Consider the following 15,892-nt stretch of genomic DNA (forward strand, 5'->3'; position numbering starts at 1 on the left):
GGATGCCATGCTGAACAGGCTCGTCGAGATTTCACTTCAGTACAAATTCCTCGTGATCATTGCGTTTCTTGTCGTGGGCTTTCTCGGCTGGCGGGCGGTGACCAACGTGCCAATCGATGCCTTTCCTGACGTGACGCCAGTCCAGGTGAACATCTACACAGAATCGCCGGGCCTTGCAGCCGAGGACGTAGAGCAACTCCTCACATTTCCCGTTGAATCGGCCATGGCTGGTCTGCCCAACGTCGACGAAATCCGCTCGGTAAGCTTATTTGGCCTATCTTACGTAGCCGTCTATTTCGCGGACGACGTAGACATTTATTTCGCGCGTCGCCTTGTAATGGAGAGGTTGGCTGAAGTGGGCGACCGGATCCCTGAAGGGTATGGCACGCCGGAAATGGGACCGAACGCTTCTGGCCTCGGTCAAGTCTATTGGTACACGCTGGAACGTACCGATGAGAAACTTGCCGAGGACATTTCCGACATGGATTTGCGCACCCTTCAAGATTGGTCAGTTCGATTGATCTTGAGAACCGCTCCCGGCGTCGATGACGTGATGTCCTGGGGCGGTCAGGAGCGGCAATATCAGGTCCAGATCGATCCCCTTAAGCTCATCAAATACAAGCTCGGCTATAGAGATATCATCGAGGCGATTGAGGCGAACAATCGGCAGGTTGGCGGCCAGTACATCGATCAAGGGCCAGAGCAGTTCCTAGTGCGAGGGCTGGGTCTCGTCGCGAATGAGAACAACATCGGCGATATCGTTCTGAAAGTTCACGATGGATCTGCTGTATACCTCCGCGACGTGGCCAAAATCACTCAGGCTCCCGCCTTGCGTTTCGGCGCCGTGACCCGCGACGGTAAAGAGGTGGTTCTTGGAATGTCTTTGGCGCGTATTGGAGAAAACGCCAAAGACGTAGTCGATGCAGTGAAGGGCAAGCTCTCCGTAGCGGAGCAGGCTCTGCCAGAAGGCATCGTTCTGAAGCCCATATATGACCGTACAGAGTTGGTGGAAAAAGCCGTAGGCACCGCGGAACGCGCCCTGATTGAAGGGTCGATCCTCGTTGCCATTGTGCTTTTTTTGTTTCTCGGCGAGTTGCGGTCGGCTTTCGTCGTTATCGCCGCGCTGCCGCTCGCAATGCTTATCGCGTTTATTTTTATGGAGCAGGCAGGACTCTCCGCCAATCTCATGTCTCTAGCCGGCCTCGCCATCGGTATCGGCATGATGGTCGACGGCGCCGTCGTGATGGTCGAAAACTCGTTCCGCATCATGGCGGAACGGAAGTCAGCCGGCGAGGAGGTGAACCGAACGGCAGCGGTTCTCACCGCCGCACGCGAAGTTGCTAACCCAATTGCATTCGCCATTCTGATTATTATCGTTGTCTTTCTGCCTCTCTTTAGCTTGCAAGGCCTGGAAGGCAAGCTGTTTAAGCCGATGGCTTTCAATATCAGCTTCGCCATGGCGGGCTCGCTTCTTCTGACGCTTACAATTATTCCCGTCTTGGCGGCGATCATTCTCAAACCCAAGGAGGAGCGCGACACCCTTATCGTTCGCTGGATCAAGCGGGGGTATCTGCCCCTTCTCGCGTGGTCATTGGCCAACAAGGGAAAAGTGGTTGTTGCTGCTGGGCTACTGCTGGTGCTCAGCCTGGCGCTCTTCCCCCTTTTAGGCAAAGAATTTATGCCGCAGCTACAGGAGGGCTCAATCATGTGGCGGGTGACCTCCATCCCTTCAACGTCTCTCGACGAATCGATCGAGATCTCGAAAAGAATCGAAGCTGCGCTAGCTGAATTCCCTGAGGTCGAAACGACGATCGCGATGATTGGACGGGCCGAGAAGGGTGAGACAGCCGACGTCAACTATATGGAAGTCTATACGGCGCTGAGGCCGCAAGACGAATGGCCATCCCGTCTGTCAATTGAAGATCTCGCCACTGCCATGCGTAAGACGCTGGAAGAAACAGTTCCGACGGCGGTGATCGCCTTTACGCAGCCAATCCAGATGCGTGTTGAAGAGCTGATTTCAGGTGTGCGGGCGACGCTCGCTGCCAAACTCTACGGCCAAGATCTCGCCGAACTTGACCGGTTGAGCCAAGATATCAAAGGGGTTATCGCTGGAGTGCCGGGCGTAGCGGATCTGTCACTTGAGGCAAACCTGGGCAAGCCCCAAATTCGCATTCAGGTCGACCGCGAAGAACTCGCACGTTATGGATTGAATGCAGATGACGTGTTGACGATCGTGCGCACTGGTATCGGCAACCAGCCGGTGTCCACTCTAATAGAAGGGGTGAAGCGCTTCGACATCACTGCACGGCTCCAGGACACATCGAAGCAGTCAGTCGAAGCAATCAAGAATATCCCCTTACGTACGCCTGACGGCGCTATCGTTCTGCTGTCACGGGTGGCCGACGTGTCTGTAGCCGAAGGCTATTCCTTCATCCGCCGGGAACAGCTTCAGCGTTATGCAGTCATCCAAATGGATGTTCGCGGGCGCGACGTGGACAGTTTTGTGCAGGATGCCAATAAAGCGATCGAGCAGAAGGTCAATTTACCTCCTGGATATTGGATCGAATGGGGCGGTGCATTCGAGAACCAGCAGCGCGCCCTTGCGCGCCTCTCCATCATCGTCCCGCTGACGATCTTCTTTATCTTCGTTCTGCTTCAAACCGCCTTCAATTCCGTTCGTCAGGCAGTGCTGATCATTGCCAACGTACCGTTTGCGACAATTGGTGGGCTCATTTTTCTATGGGTCTCGGGTCAATACTTGTCCGTACCGTCCGCGATTGGATTTATCGCCGTTTTCGGCGTGGCTATGCTTAACGGTATCGTGCTCACCTCATTCATCAATGAGTTGCGCGAAAAAGGATTTAAGATCTCAGATGCCGTGCGGCGCGGTGCCGAGCTTAGGCTTCGTCCGGTACTAATGACGGCAAGCGTCGCGATTCTCGGTCTTATACCGATGCTCTTGTCGTCGGGTGTAGGTGCTGAAACGCAGCGACCGCTCGCGACTGTCGTGGTTGGCGGCTTGATCACCTCGACCCTCCTCACACTCGTTCTGCTCCCCGTAATCTACGAGTGGGTTGAAATCAGAGTCGAAGAGCGCCGCAGCTCAGCCGAGCAAAGGCTTAGAGCGCATGAAGCCTAGGATGAAGGAGATTAAGGCGTTCCTGCACCGCAGCCGAGTCGCGGACATCGTACATGCCCTAAGAGCGGCTGAATTCCGAAACATCTCCCTAGTCGACGTCAAACCCGCATGCGGACCAAACCCCCGAATACAAGTGCGGTGGCTAGAAAAATCCCGGTAATTTTGGTACCGGAGAGGCCGCTAGGAGTGACTGCAGTTGTTCGCCCTGAGGGGAGGCGGGTAGGCCGCCCTGTTGTCGACGTGGCGCGCAGCTGGCCCAAGTCGATCTCCTGGTTTCTTTGCGTACGCAAGGCCGCACTAGCGACGTCGACGGAGCTATTCAAAAGTTGCGGAACCTCAACGTGCCGCAAGAGCGGATCGACGAGGTGATCAAGACCAAGGAGAATCTGAGAACGCTCGACTGGCCGGCGTCCGCCTCGGGTCACGTGATCGAAAAGAACGTGATCAAGGGCCAGTTTGTGGAGAAGGGCGATGAGTTGTTCCGCATCGCCGACAACTCTCATGTTTGGGTGATCGCCGAGGTCGCCGAGGCCGACATCGCCGATATCACGGTCGGCACGCCCCTCACGGTGACACTCCGTGCGTTTCCCAGCGACCCGCACGAAGGCAAGGTGACCTTCATCTATCCCCACATGCGAACGATGGAGACGCGAACCGTCTCGGTCCGCATCGAGCTGCCGAATCCCGACGGGTCGATGAAGCCCGGCATGTATGCCGACGTGGTGCTCCGTCCCAACGCCAATGCTCCCGACGTCATGGCGGGTGCCTGCCAACGCCGTCATCGACAGCGGCACGCGCAAGATCGTTCTCGTCGCCAAGGGTAAAGACCGGTTCGAGCCGCGCGAGGTCAGCATTGGGCGCATCGGCAGCGGCTTTATAGAAGTGATCGACAGCTTGGAGGAAGGCGAGGAGGTCGTGACCTCCGCCACCTTCCTCATCGACGCCGAAAGCAAGCTTAAAGCGGAATTGAAGGCGGTTAACGACGCGGCAACGCTGCAATGATTTTTGAAGAAGCGGAATTGGGTCTACTAGTCAAATAGCTTCGGCGAAGCTCGCGAGCCGACCCGAGCGATAAACGCCTTGCTCCAAAGAAGATGGCACGCCTCATTGTAGCAGAAGGTCAGGTGGTCGCTTCGACACTACGCAGCTCGCCCACCGCCTGCCGGAGGATTTGAACCGCGGAGCTGACGAATACGCCTGCCATCAATGCCGCAACAAATAGATCCGGCCACTTTGTGCCCGTGATCCAAACACCCAGCGCCGCGACCATCACCGCCACGTTGCCAATGGCATCATTGCGCGAGCAGAGCCAAACCGACCTGACGTTGGCGTCGCCATCCTTGTAGGGAATGAGGAGGAGAACGCTCGTGGCATTAGCGGCAAGTGCTAGAAAGCCGACGAGACCCATTACTTCTGCCTGGGGAGTGCCGATTACCAGGACATGGTACGCCGTTGCACCAAGGACCCACACTCCCATAAGCGTGAGACTTACGCCTTTGACGAACGCGGCCCAGGCGCGAATCCGCAGAGCGGAGCCGATCACCGCGAGGGTCATGCCGTAGGTCAGCGTGTCGCCCAGGAAGTCGAGCGCATCAGCCTGGAGCGCTCGCGAACCTGCCAACGCACCTGCACCCATCTCTACAAAGAACATAACGGCGTTGATGCCGATGACCGCCCAGAGACGACGCTTATAGGCAGGATCAAGACCCTCGAAACGTACCTCATTTCCGCAGCAACTTGCACTCATGCCCGCAACATAGTGAAGCGGGCGCCACAAACCAAGGTCGTGAGCGGCGGTGTGGCCGTTCTGGATAGGCACCGGCCTGGTTGTTAAGGATGTCTGCTCTGGGTCAAAAGCAGTCAGCGGCGAGCTGCTTCGTAACGTCCATTACCCAGCGGTTGTGAAAATTCATTAAGAGGCGAGGGCGATCCCTGTTGCTGAGGGAACGTTCCCTGTTCGCAGCCAATATTTCCCTGTTCTGCTTAGTAGGGAATTCCACCCGCAATCGCTTGTATAGGCTGGTGCCCTCGTCGCCTGACGACTTGAATCCGACTAGATTCCCTGTATTTTCCCGGGTATCAGGGAATTTGACGGCAGAGACGCGTTCGCTGCAGCCTCCCAGCACAGCCACCCAGTCGTGGCGTTCCTCGCTCTTTCCGGCCACCACTCAAACTGTCCCGAAGAAGTGCAGAAACTGGGCACCAATTGACGCTGAGGTTCTCTCGGCAGAGCGTTGAGTGGGGCACTTCGGCCCGCTATGGGACTTCCTGGCTCATTGTTCTCAGGAGGCTGATGCTTACGAGGCCGCCCCCCACAACGGCTATGGCGATTTGCGGCAGTCCATCACACTGCTGCTGTGGACGTTGTGCGCGGGCGATCGCGATTTTTTGGCTTTGGCACTCAGCTGCCATGTCGGCTTGCTCGGCCGACATCGGCCTCTGACACGGCGCGATCGTGGGGCTTGACCGTAACGCGCCTTTGTCTGCGGACGGCAGCCATGCAGTTATTGCGGGGCTATTCCTTCGGCAGGGGTTTCTGCACTTCCCTCGAATTGGAATTCGGGGCGGCTGATCTGCGAGGCTTGGGATGAAGTTCAACGAGTCGCAGCGCCAGCGCCAAGAGCGCCGTGCTCACCGGCAGCAGCATGATTGTCGCAATTCGGCCCCAGCTCATATCGGAGCCGCTTTCTTCGAATGATTGAAGAACCACGCGAAGAAAAAGAACGAAAAGAATCACTAGGATTAGCTCCGCCACGACCTGCTTGAGCTGTCCAATCTGCCGGACCCTAAGCCAAGCTGGCAACGCAAGCTGTTGTTCGGCCTCTTCCGGATGGATGAAGAGGGAGTAGATGCCGAAGGCAAAATAGAGAAGCACTATCGCAATCAAGAAGAGGTCCAAGGCCTCGACAACACTTGTGACAGCCGCCGTGCCGAACCGAGCTTCGTCAGTGGCGGAGGGGCAAGCCGTAAAAATCATATTGAAGCGATTGTTCCCTCTTTCAGCGCATTGCTTTGAATGGTGCTAAGCTGACGGGCTGATTGGAGTTAGACATGTCAGAAAAAACACAACGTGGGCCTCACTCCCCCGCGGCCAAGAAAACATCGAAAGCGACGAAACGTGTGGCTAAGCAGAAGCCCGCGCCTGCTGAGCCCGTTTCGGAGAAGACCCTGCGTGGGCCGCACTCACCAGCAGCCAATAAGGGCCCTGCAAAAAAGACTGATCCTAAAGGGTAGCGCAGCCTAGATTGACGCATGACAGGCCGCCTCCCAAAAATGATGTTCTCGATTGAGGGCTGTCATAGCCGGGAGCAGCGGCTTCAATTTATTTGGGCACGCGGTCAAGCAATTCGGAACGCGCCCGCTGCGGCGCACAATATCGCATGCGTCGAAGCGGATGCCAGCGTCTGAACTTTTCGTCTTTGCTCTGATTAAGTGCCCATCGCCGCGTGACTCAACGTCAGGTTTACGCTCGCCCGTCGCGAGTTGACGATGCCGCCTGATGGAATCCCGCATAGCTGCTATAGTGGTTCGCCTTGGGTTGGAAACATTCACTGGAGAGGACGCCATGGTCGATAAGTCTGTCTTTGATCTCCCCACGGAGCTCCGGAATCTGACCGAGCAATGCATGAAAGCTCAGACTTCCTACGGTCAGCTTATGCACTCGGTGACCCATACAATGAGGGCTTGGCCAGGCCTACCGTCAGAAACGATGGTTGCTGGATTCAATGAGTTCCAGGAAAGGGCAATGGACTTCGCGAAGGAAAACGCTGAAAGCTCATTCTCGTTGGCAAGAGAGCTCGCAAACGCGAAGGACGTGCAAGAGGTGATGTCAATACAGAGCCGTTATGGGCAGACTCAGATTCAGGCATACTCTCGTCAGGTCCAAGAGCTTGGCCGATTGATGGTCAACGCCATGAGTGGGGCGGGCAGAAAGATCTGAACGACTCGGCGAGACTCTCCATGCGAGACCATCAAGCCGGAAGCACCCGTATCAAGTCGAGCGCGGCTATGGGAAATAGGGCAGAGCACTTTCTGCTCTGCCCCTAGATTCAAACGTCCACGCCTTCAGAAATGACGAGGGCGTCGTGCCCAAGCACTATCTTAGACGTGAAACTCGCCGCTATTGGCACGGTTGGTAAAGCGCATTCGGCGCACGGGCTCGACGAACTCACGAGGCACGTCTGTCATGCCCTGCGCCCCCAAAGCTGATATGGGAGGTCTAAGCTTTTTTCGCTGGGGCACGTTCAAATAGGCGCCGAAGCTCATTCTTCGCCGCGTCGAGCCGCGCCCGGTCGTCGTCCGACAAGTTCCTGCCCGCGCGGTTCATATAGAAGACCAGCATCGACATAGCCGAGCGGAAAGGATCGGCCTTGCGGCGTGTGCTTGCTTCTGCCGAGCGCTTAAGGGATGCGGCGATCCGCTTGGGGTCCTTGAAGGTAAAAACGCCTTTCTCAAGGTCGAGCGCGTCCGATTGCGCGGTAACGTCTTGCGACCAACGTGAGGGTTTCTGTTCAGACATCATAGAAGCAAGGGTGGGGACCGTCGGTTTGGACCAGCCAGCACTGACGCACTTTATCAGCGTGAGCGCGAAAACAAACTTGGCCCCTAGGAAGGTTGGTTTCGGGGCTGCCAGTGGAGCCGGTGTCAAGTCCGACCAGGCTTTGAGTCGACGTGTCCCTTGACGTCAATCAAGGCGCGCAACACCCTTCCAGAGGGTAATTCCGCTGAATGGATTGATGAGCCACGACGACCGGCGTGAAAACTCTTGATCAAAGGCCGCAACATGAGCGATCGGCGAGAATTGGTCCTTCCACTCTCCATTCTTCGTCGCAGCGACGTCGCGTGTGTCGGTGGCAAGAACGCCTCCCTCGGTGAGATGATCGGCCAGCTAGAGGAGGCTGGCATCAACGTGCCTGGGGGATTCGCCACGACCGCAGCTGCCTATTGGCATTTCATCGAATCCAACAATTTGCAGTCCCGTATCGCGCAGACGATCGCGACGCTCGATAAGAAGCTTGGCAATCTAGCCAATGTCGGCGGGTCAATTCGTGATCTCGTTCTCGAAGCGCCACTCCCGCCGGACCTCAAGGAGGCGATCCACCAAGCCTACAGCGACATGAGCGCGGACGGAGCCGACTCGGTAGCGGTCCGGTCCAGCGCCACCGCCGAAGACTTGCCCGAGGCCAGCTTCGCGGGGCAGCTGGAGACCTATCTCAATGTCAAAGGCGAACAAGCGCTGTTTGAGGCCTGCAAGAAGTGTTTCGCTTCCCTCTTCACTGACCGCGCCATCGCGTACCGAGAAACCCATGGCTTCGATCACATGAGTGTCGCCCTCTCTGTTGGAGTGCAGAGCATGGTGCGCTCCGATCTCGCGTCTTCCGGCGTGATGTTCTCGATTGATACCGAGACGGGCTTTCCCCGTTCCGTTCTCATAACCGGTGCCTGGGGCCTCGGCGAGACGGTGGTGCAAGGCATGGTCGCTCCGGACGAGCTCCAGGTCTTCAAGCCTCTGCTCGACGAACCTTCGCTCGTGCCAATCATCGAGAAGTCGCTCGGCGCCAAGCGCCGCAAGATGATCTATGGAGCTAACGGCGCGACCGTCCTTACCGACACCACCGAGGACGAGCGCGGCAGGTTCGTGCTTACGGATGAAGAAGCGCTGACGCTCGCCCGCTGGGCCGTGCTGATCGAACGGCACTACGGCTGCCCCATGGATATGGAGTGGGCCAAGGACGGCCAGACGGGCGAACTCTACATCGTGCAAGCTCGGCCTGAGACCGTGCAGTCCCGCCGCGAAGCCGGGGAGCTCAAGACCTACAAGCTGAAACAAAAGGGAGAGTGTCTGGTTTCCGGACTGGCTGTTGGCGATGCGATCGGCGCCGGTAAGGTTTGCCGACTCGACAGCGCCGATCAGATCGAGCAATTCAAGACAGGCTCGGTGTTGGTGACGAAGATCACCGATCCCGACTGGGTCCCGATCATGAAACGTGCCGCGGCGATCGTGACCGATCATGGCGGAAGAACCAGCCATGCCGCCATTGTCAGCCGCGAGCTCGGCCTTCCAGCGATCGTCGGCGCAAGCGGCGCAACCGAGAAGCTGTCCGAAGGCCAAGACGTCACTGTATCCTGCGCAGAGGGTGACCAGGGTCACGTCTATGAGGGCATCGCCGAGTTCGACGTGACCGAGATCGATATCGGAAATATCCCTACGACGCGGACCAAGGCGATGCTCAATGTCGCTAACCCCGCAGCAGCGTTTCGCTGGTGGCGCTTGCCTGCCGATGGAGTCGGTCTCGCGCGGATGGAGTTTATTATCTCGAACCACATCAAGGTTCATCCCATGGCCTTGATCCGCTTCGGTGATGTCAACGACAAAGCGGCACGGATGGAGATCGAGCGCCTGACGGCCGGCTACGACACCAAGGCGGATTACTTCGTCGACAAGCTTTCGCGGGGAATCGCCCGTATCGCCGCGGCCTATTATCCCAAGCCGGTCATCGTCCGTATGAGCGACTTCAAGACCAACGAATATGCCGAGCTCCTCGGCGGCGCCGCGTTTGAACCGCATGAGGAGAACCCGATGATCGGCTGGCGTGGCGCGAGTCGCTACTACAGCCCCGATTATCGCGACGGCTTCGGGCTCGAATGCCGGGCCATCGCGCGTGCCCGCGAAGAGATCGGCCTCTCCAACATCGTCATGATGATCCCGTTCTGCCGTACGCCCGAGGAGGCCGATAGCGTCATCGAGGAGATGGAGAAGAACGGGCTCAAGCGTGGGCGGGCCGGGCTTCAGGTCTACGTGATGGCGGAGATTCCGTCGAACGTCGTCCTGGCCGAAGCGTTCGCCGAGCGCTTTGACGGCTTTTCGATCGGCTCCAACGACCTCACGCAACTCGTGCTCGGCATCGACCGGGACAGCGACCGCTTGAGCGGGCTGTTCAATGAGCGCCATCCGGCGGTCAAACAAACCATCGCCCGGCTCTTGGCGTCGTCAAAGAAGACCGGCAGCCACACCGGGATCTGCGGTCAAGCCCCGAGCGACCACCCTGAATTCGCGCGATTTCTCGTCGAGCACGGCATCGACTCGATCTCCGTAACTCCCGACAGCTTCTTGCGCGTTAAGGCGCAGATCGCGTCTGCGGAAGCGGCTCTATCGCAAAGAATTTCTGGGCCGTAATCTCTTGCGACTGATCACGACGGTGCCCCAGGCATGTCAATCAAATTCCGATAGACGTCTGCTTTGGGTGATCAACAGACACCGGAGAATTACTTTGGAATGTCCGTTGTTCTAGCGGTTGCGGACATTCATTGAGAGGCGAGGGCAGTCCCTGTTGCTGAGACAACGTTCCCTGTTCGCAGCCAATATTCCCTTTTCTGCTAAGTAGAGCTTTCACCCGCAATACCTTGTATAGGCTGGCGTCCGGCATCGCCCGACGGCCTGATTCCGACTGAGTTCCCTGTATTGTCCCGCAGATCAGGGAATTTGGCTGCTGAGACACGTTCGCTGCAGCCGCCCAGCACAGCCGCCCAGTCGTGGCGTTTCCCGCACCCTTCACTTACTCACCATACAGCTCGAAAAGGCGCGATCTGTGCGCCCTTACCTTGTGCAAGGCCTGCCGCCATTCTCGGCGTTGGCGTTTGAATTGTCGGCGCGGTCGAATCGATGAAAGCGCCGGCGCAACCACACGCTCGCGCGCCGTGGATTGCACTCGTGCCGATGTCCTGCGCTCGGCCGCCCCCAAGGTCGAAACGTCGAGCAGCTGGAGCTGAAACAGCAGTCCAGCCCCAAATGAGACGACCTGTCGGCGCATCACCCATTTGGGGCATGCCCCGCGCGCAAGCCCCCGTTAGCGTGGCAGTCCACGCAAGAAATCGTCCTGCGGCTGGGGAGTGGGAGAAAATGGCGCGTCGTGCAGACGTAGATAACTCTGTGGGGCAGGGGTTGGCGTACACAGGCGCTGGCGGTGAGCACACCGTTCAGGCCAAGAAATTTGAGCTAACCACGTCGAGACAGTTTGAGTCTTGGTTGGCTGAGCATCGAATCAACATTGCCTTCACGACATACCAAGTTGGGCGGTTGTTCTTCGTCGGGCTGAGTCCTAAGGGGAATCTCTCCGTATTCAATCGCACACTTGAGCGCTGTATGGGGTTAGCCTATGCCGACGGCGCTCTGTGGGTTGCATCGCTCTGCCAAATTTTGAAGTTCGTCGACGTTGCCGCGGAGCGCGCGCTCGAGGCGGGCTACGATTCATTGTTTGTGCCGCAAGTGAGTTACTACACCGGCGATATTGACGCTCACGATCTAGCGGTTGGGCCGGACGGCCGGCCCATTTTCGCGAATACCCTTTTCAGCTGCCTTTCCACTGTGAGCGAGGACCATAGCTTCCGGGCGGTATGGACCCCTCCGTTCATCGATCGGTTGGCCGCCGAGGACAGGTGCCACTTGAACGGCGTTGCCTGTGAAGACGGTAACCCGCGATACGCCACGGCCGTCGCCGCGACAAATGTCGCTGATGGATGGCGTGACCATCGCGGAGATGGCGGCATCGTTCTGGATTGCCAGTCCAGTGAGATAATCGCTCGCGGGGGCTCCATGCCGCACTCGCCGCGGCTCCATAACGGGAAGCTCTATGTGCTGGATTCTGGAAGCGGATATTTCGGGCAGCTTGAGCCAGACGATGGACATTTCGAGGCGATCGCCTTCTGTCCGGGCTTCTTGCGTGGTTTGGACTTCATCGGAAACTTTGCCGTTGTCGGGCTATCCAAGCCTAGGGGGAACAAGACATTCAGCGGCCTGCCGTTGGATGAGAACCTGACCAAACACGCTGTCGATGCCCGGTGCGGACTTTACGTCGTCGATCTGACAAGCGGCGACATCGTGCATTGGATCGTCTTGGAAGGATTGGTGGGCGAGCTATTCGACGTCGCGATCTTGCCGGACCGTACGAACACCGCGGCTATTGGGTTCAAATCGGATGAAATCAGGCGGGTTATTTCCATTGGTGACTAGTGCCGGCTATCCAAACGCGCAGCGTTCCGAAATTGCCCAGGCGCTGGCACGTTGCCGCAGCGCACTGGTGAGCGTCGGGCTGTTTAGCGCACTAATTAATATGCTGATGCTAACCGGCCCGCTCTTCATGCTCCAAGTCTACGACAGGGTGCTGCCAAGCGGGAGCGTGCCGACCCTCGTGGGCTTAGCCGTTCTAACGGTCGCGCTCTATGCGTTTCAGACTCTCCTGGAGGGTATCCGCGCACGTGTGCTGGTTCGCATCGGGGCATCCCTCGATGAAAGTCTGTCCTCACGCGCATACACCCTCGTCGCGCAGCTTCCGTTGCTTGCTCGGGTTCAGGGAGACGGTCTACAGCCGGTTCGCGATCTCGATCAAATAAGGAACTTTCTGTCGAGCGCAGGGCCGACAGCGTTCTTCGACCTTCCATGGATCCCACTCTATCTTGGTATCTGTTTTCTTTTTCATCCATTGATCGGAATTGCGGCTGTCGTGGGCGGCGTCATTCTCTTCACGGTTACGCTCGCCGCTGAGCTCCTGACACGAGACCCAGCCAGACGCGTTTCCGCGCTCGGTGCGAAACGCAATGCCAATCTCGAAGCCACGAGACGGAATGCGGAAGTTGTCCATGCAATGGGCATGGGCGGGCGGCTCTGCGACCGCTTCGCATCGACGAATAGCGAGTATTTGGATGTTAATCGGCGAGTGTCCGACATCGGGGGAGGACTCGGCACGCTTTCGCGAGGAGTGCGGCTCCTTATCCAATCGGTCGTGCTTGGTCTCGGTGCATATCTTGTCATTATGCAGGACGCGAGTCCGGGAATCATTATCGCGAGTTCGATTCTCGTTTCCCGCGCCTTGTCGCCCGTGGAACTGGCGGTGGGGAACTGGAAGGGATTCGTCGCTGCCCGACAGTCATGGGCGCGCCTAAGCAAGACGCTGGAGATGATTCCGACAAACGGCGAACTGCTTGAGCTTCCCCAACCCCGCAAGACGCTCTCCGTAGCGAGCGCCTCGATTGTCGCGCCGGCCGGCGGTCGAACCATCCTGCAGGACATCACGTTCGACCTGAAAGCGGGGGATGCGCTGGGGGTCATTGGACCGAGCGCTTCGGGAAAATCTTCCCTGGCGAGAATGCTCGTTGGCGTTTGGCGTCCGGTACGAGGCAATGTGTGTCTCGATGGAGCCGCCCTAGACCAATGGTCCTCCGAAATACTTGGTCGGTATGTCGGGTACCTGCCGCAAAGTGTCGAACTGTTTGACGGAACGGTGGCGGAGAACATCGCGCGCTTTGAGCGAGATCCATCGCCAGAGCAGGTACTTGGCGCCGCGATGGCTGCCGGTGTGCACGATCTCATTCTCTCGCTTCCCGATGGATACGAGACGGAGATTGGCGAATCTGGCGTCATGCTGTCGGCGGGGCAGCGGCAGCGTGTGGCGCTCGCCAGGGCGCTGTATGGCGATCCATTTTTGGTCGTGCTTGACGAGCCGAACTCAAACCTGGACGAGGAGGGCGATCAGGCCCTGGCGGCTGCCATCATGAGCATTCGCAATCGCGGCGGCGTCGCCATCGTCATAGCGCATCGGCCCAGTGCGATCGCGGCCTGTGATCAAGTCCTCATATTGATCAACGGTAGGCTCCAGCGAATTGGACCGAAGAACGAGATCCTCCGGGGGCTCGTACGCCCCGCGGCGGAATAGAGCGGAGGCCGGCAGATGTTTGGAAATCGCAGCCTGCAGTCGTCTCTCCGGCGCCATGTGCTGATCGGGCTCATCGTGGCAGCGCTTCTTGTTTTTGGAGTTGGCGTGTGGGCTGCGACGACAGTGATCTCAGGCGCAATCATTGCCCCGGGGAAGGTTGTGGTCGAATCCAGCGTCAAACGTGTGCAACACCCGACCGGGGGCGTCGTCGGCGAACTTCTCGTGCACGAAGGAGACCGCGTAAAACAGGGCAATGTGTTGTTGCGCCTGGATGCAACGCAGACCCGAGCGAATCTGGGCATCGTCGCCAAGTCCATTGACGAGTTGGAAGCGCGAGAAGCGCGGCTTGAGGCAGAGAAGATTGGTGCCGACGATATTGAATTTCCTTCCGACCTGATGTCGCGGCAGGACGATCCGGTCGTGGCCAAGTTGGTCAGGGGTGAAAGGAAGTTGTTCGAGTTACGCAGGAATGCGCGCGATGGCCAAAAGGCGCAGCTTCGCGAACGCGTTGCGCAACTGAGAGAGGAGATAAGGGGGCTTGGCGAGCAGGTCGACGCCAAATCGAAAGAAATCGCACTACTGAAGAAGGAGCTCGCGGGCGTACGTGACTTGTGGCGCAAAAACCTGGTTCAGATCACGCGGCTGACGGCGCTGGAGCGGGACGAGGCGCGGCTCGAGGGCGAAAGGGGGCAACTGACTGCGTCAATTGCTCAAGCCAAGGGAAAAATTGCAGAGGTCGAGCTTCAGATTATCCAGGTCGATGAGCTCGTGAGGAGCGAAGTCGCTGAAGAGATCTCCGACGGGCGCGCAAAACTCTCGGAACTCGCCGAGCGCAAAGTGGCTGCGGAAGATCAACTGAAGCGTATTGATATCAGAGCGCCGCAAGACGGTATTGTGCACCAGCTTGAGATGCACACTATCGGCGGCGTTGTCGCGCCCGGTGAGCCGATCATGCTCATTGTGCCCGAAGCGGACAAGCTGACAGTGGAAGCTCAAGTCTCGCCGAAGGACATCGATCAGGTGCGGCAAGGTCAGACAGCGATGCTTCGGTTCTCAGCGTTCGATCAAGGTACGACCCCGGCCATTCCTGGAGAGGTCGAGCGCATCGGTGCCGACCTGTCGGAAGATGAGAAAAGCGGGATGCAGTACTACGTCGTACGTGTCGCAATCGACGAAGAGCGATTTCGACAACTGGGTGGGATGCTTCTCGTGCCGGGCATGCCGGTTGAAGCCTTTATTGAGACCGAGCCGCACACCGTTATCTCGTACTTGATCAAGCCGCTGAAGGACCAGTTGGCGCGCGCATTTCGTGAAACCTAGGCCGCCAGCATTTCAAGGCCGCATATAGCCCAATTGGGGCATGACTTCATTGGTTGCGCGTCACTACCGTTGGTAAACAAAGCTCAACCTCAATGGGATCTTCCGTCAAATTTGGGGGTTTTTCGTGGAAGTCTTGAAGGGTGACCGGTCGCTTGAGCATCTGATCGAACTGCTGACCGATCCGGCCACGGAGCTGCGCGGGCGCAACAGAGTCATTATTGAACGTGAGGGCAAGCCGCCGATCGTGTTGACGGCGCTGGGGCTGACGCAAAGTGAGTGCGAGAATGGCCACGGTTCGCGATTCTTGCTCAGCTTCGCGCCAATTGGAGTGCTGCCTCGCCCCGATCAATCCCTGCTGTCGAAACTCTTTGGCCTGACGGCTGCCGAAGCGCGGCTAGCCTCGATGCTCGCCACGGGCATGAGCACGGACCAAGCAGCCGCTGAACTCGATATCGCGCGGGAGACAGTTCGAAGCCACCTGAAACCGATCTTTGCGAAAACCGGTACGCATCGGCAAAGCCAGCTCGTCGCTTTGCTTGCCAATCTTTAGCGCTCGGTCACCGGTTCCCCACCAATTCGGAAAAAAAGAGAGTCAACAAGCCGAACTAAAGCGCGCATGCCCCGATTGGGGGATGCGGGCACTGCTCCGATTGTCATTAATAAACGGTAAACGAGCCGCTGGGTTCCGACCTCGGCTGGCTCCATCCGCCGATTTGATCAA

At 58.0% G+C, this 15,892-nt stretch carries 12 protein-coding genes; 9 read left to right on the forward strand and 3 right to left on the reverse strand.

Annotated elements, in window-relative coordinates; genetic code table 11:
* The first annotated feature begins 7 nt into the window (after positions 1–7).
* From GL4_RS06085 to GL4_RS16615, 3 genes are all read left to right on the forward strand, one after another.
* A complete protein-coding gene (locus GL4_RS06085) occupies positions 8–3,142 on the forward strand; it encodes an efflux RND transporter permease subunit (RefSeq protein WP_045365656.1) in 3,135 nt (1,044 codons plus the stop codon).
* Positions 3,143–3,468: 326 nt separating this feature from the next.
* Positions 3,469–3,966 carry an efflux RND transporter periplasmic adaptor subunit gene (locus GL4_RS06090; protein WP_052464176.1) on the forward strand — a complete coding sequence of 166 codons (498 nt, stop codon included), beginning with the start codon at positions 3,469–3,471 and terminating at the stop codon, positions 3,964–3,966.
* Positions 3,905–4,144: an efflux RND transporter periplasmic adaptor subunit gene (locus tag GL4_RS16615; protein ID WP_052464177.1), complete on the forward strand. Its 240-nt coding sequence runs from the start codon at positions 3,905–3,907 to the stop codon at positions 4,142–4,144. The genes GL4_RS06090 and GL4_RS16615 overlap by 62 nt, the downstream gene beginning before the upstream one ends.
* Before the next feature lie 118 nt (positions 4,145–4,262).
* On the opposite strand, the gene GL4_RS06095 is transcribed toward GL4_RS16615, so the two are convergent.
* Positions 4,263–4,889, reverse strand: coding sequence for a cation efflux transmembrane domain-containing protein (locus tag GL4_RS06095; protein WP_045369599.1), 627 nt, complete (start codon positions 4,887–4,889; stop codon positions 4,263–4,265).
* 768 nt (positions 4,890–5,657) lie between these two features.
* Positions 5,658–6,041: a YqhA family protein gene (locus GL4_RS06105; RefSeq protein WP_208430900.1), complete on the reverse strand. Its 384-nt coding sequence runs from the start codon at positions 6,039–6,041 to the stop codon at positions 5,658–5,660.
* Between the two features lie 666 nt (positions 6,042–6,707).
* Between GL4_RS06105 and GL4_RS16620 the strand changes: the two genes are divergently transcribed.
* Positions 6,708–7,082, forward strand: a complete 375-nt coding sequence (locus GL4_RS16620; protein WP_172653307.1) for a phasin family protein — start codon at positions 6,708–6,710, stop codon at positions 7,080–7,082.
* A 279-nt stretch (positions 7,083–7,361) separates the two neighbouring features.
* Here GL4_RS16620 and GL4_RS06115 read toward each other — a convergent pair whose 3' ends face one another.
* Entirely contained in the window at positions 7,362–7,664 is a 303-nt protein-coding gene (locus GL4_RS06115; RefSeq protein WP_425283187.1) for a DUF3175 domain-containing protein, read from the reverse strand.
* 261 nt (positions 7,665–7,925) lie between these two features.
* Between GL4_RS06115 and ppsA the strand changes: the two genes are divergently transcribed.
* From ppsA to GL4_RS17960, 5 genes are all read left to right on the forward strand, one after another.
* Positions 7,926–10,319 (forward strand): phosphoenolpyruvate synthase, encoded by a 2,394-nt coding sequence (ppsA, locus tag GL4_RS06120; RefSeq protein WP_045369607.1) that lies wholly within the window; start codon positions 7,926–7,928, stop codon positions 10,317–10,319.
* A gap of 723 nt (positions 10,320–11,042) precedes the next feature.
* Positions 11,043–12,152, forward strand: coding sequence for a TIGR03032 family protein (locus tag GL4_RS06125; RefSeq protein WP_082025775.1), 1,110 nt, complete (start codon positions 11,043–11,045; stop codon positions 12,150–12,152).
* On the forward strand, positions 12,118–13,851 hold the full coding sequence (locus GL4_RS06130; RefSeq protein ID WP_045365662.1) for a type I secretion system permease/ATPase: 1,734 nt from the start codon (positions 12,118–12,120) through the stop codon (positions 13,849–13,851). Before GL4_RS06125 ends, GL4_RS06130 begins: the two co-directional genes overlap by 35 nt.
* A 15-nt stretch (positions 13,852–13,866) precedes the next feature.
* Positions 13,867–15,171: an HlyD family type I secretion periplasmic adaptor subunit gene (locus tag GL4_RS06135; RefSeq protein ID WP_045365665.1), complete on the forward strand. Its 1,305-nt coding sequence runs from the start codon at positions 13,867–13,869 to the stop codon at positions 15,169–15,171.
* Between the two features lie 124 nt (positions 15,172–15,295).
* A complete protein-coding gene (locus GL4_RS17960; protein WP_052464180.1) occupies positions 15,296–15,721 on the forward strand; it encodes a helix-turn-helix transcriptional regulator in 426 nt (141 codons plus the stop codon).
* The last annotated feature ends 171 nt before the right edge of the window (positions 15,722–15,892 follow it).

The sequence above is a fragment of the Methyloceanibacter caenitepidi genome (assembly GCF_000828475.1).
GTDB lineage: Bacteria > Pseudomonadota > Alphaproteobacteria > Rhizobiales > Methyloligellaceae > Methyloceanibacter > Methyloceanibacter caenitepidi.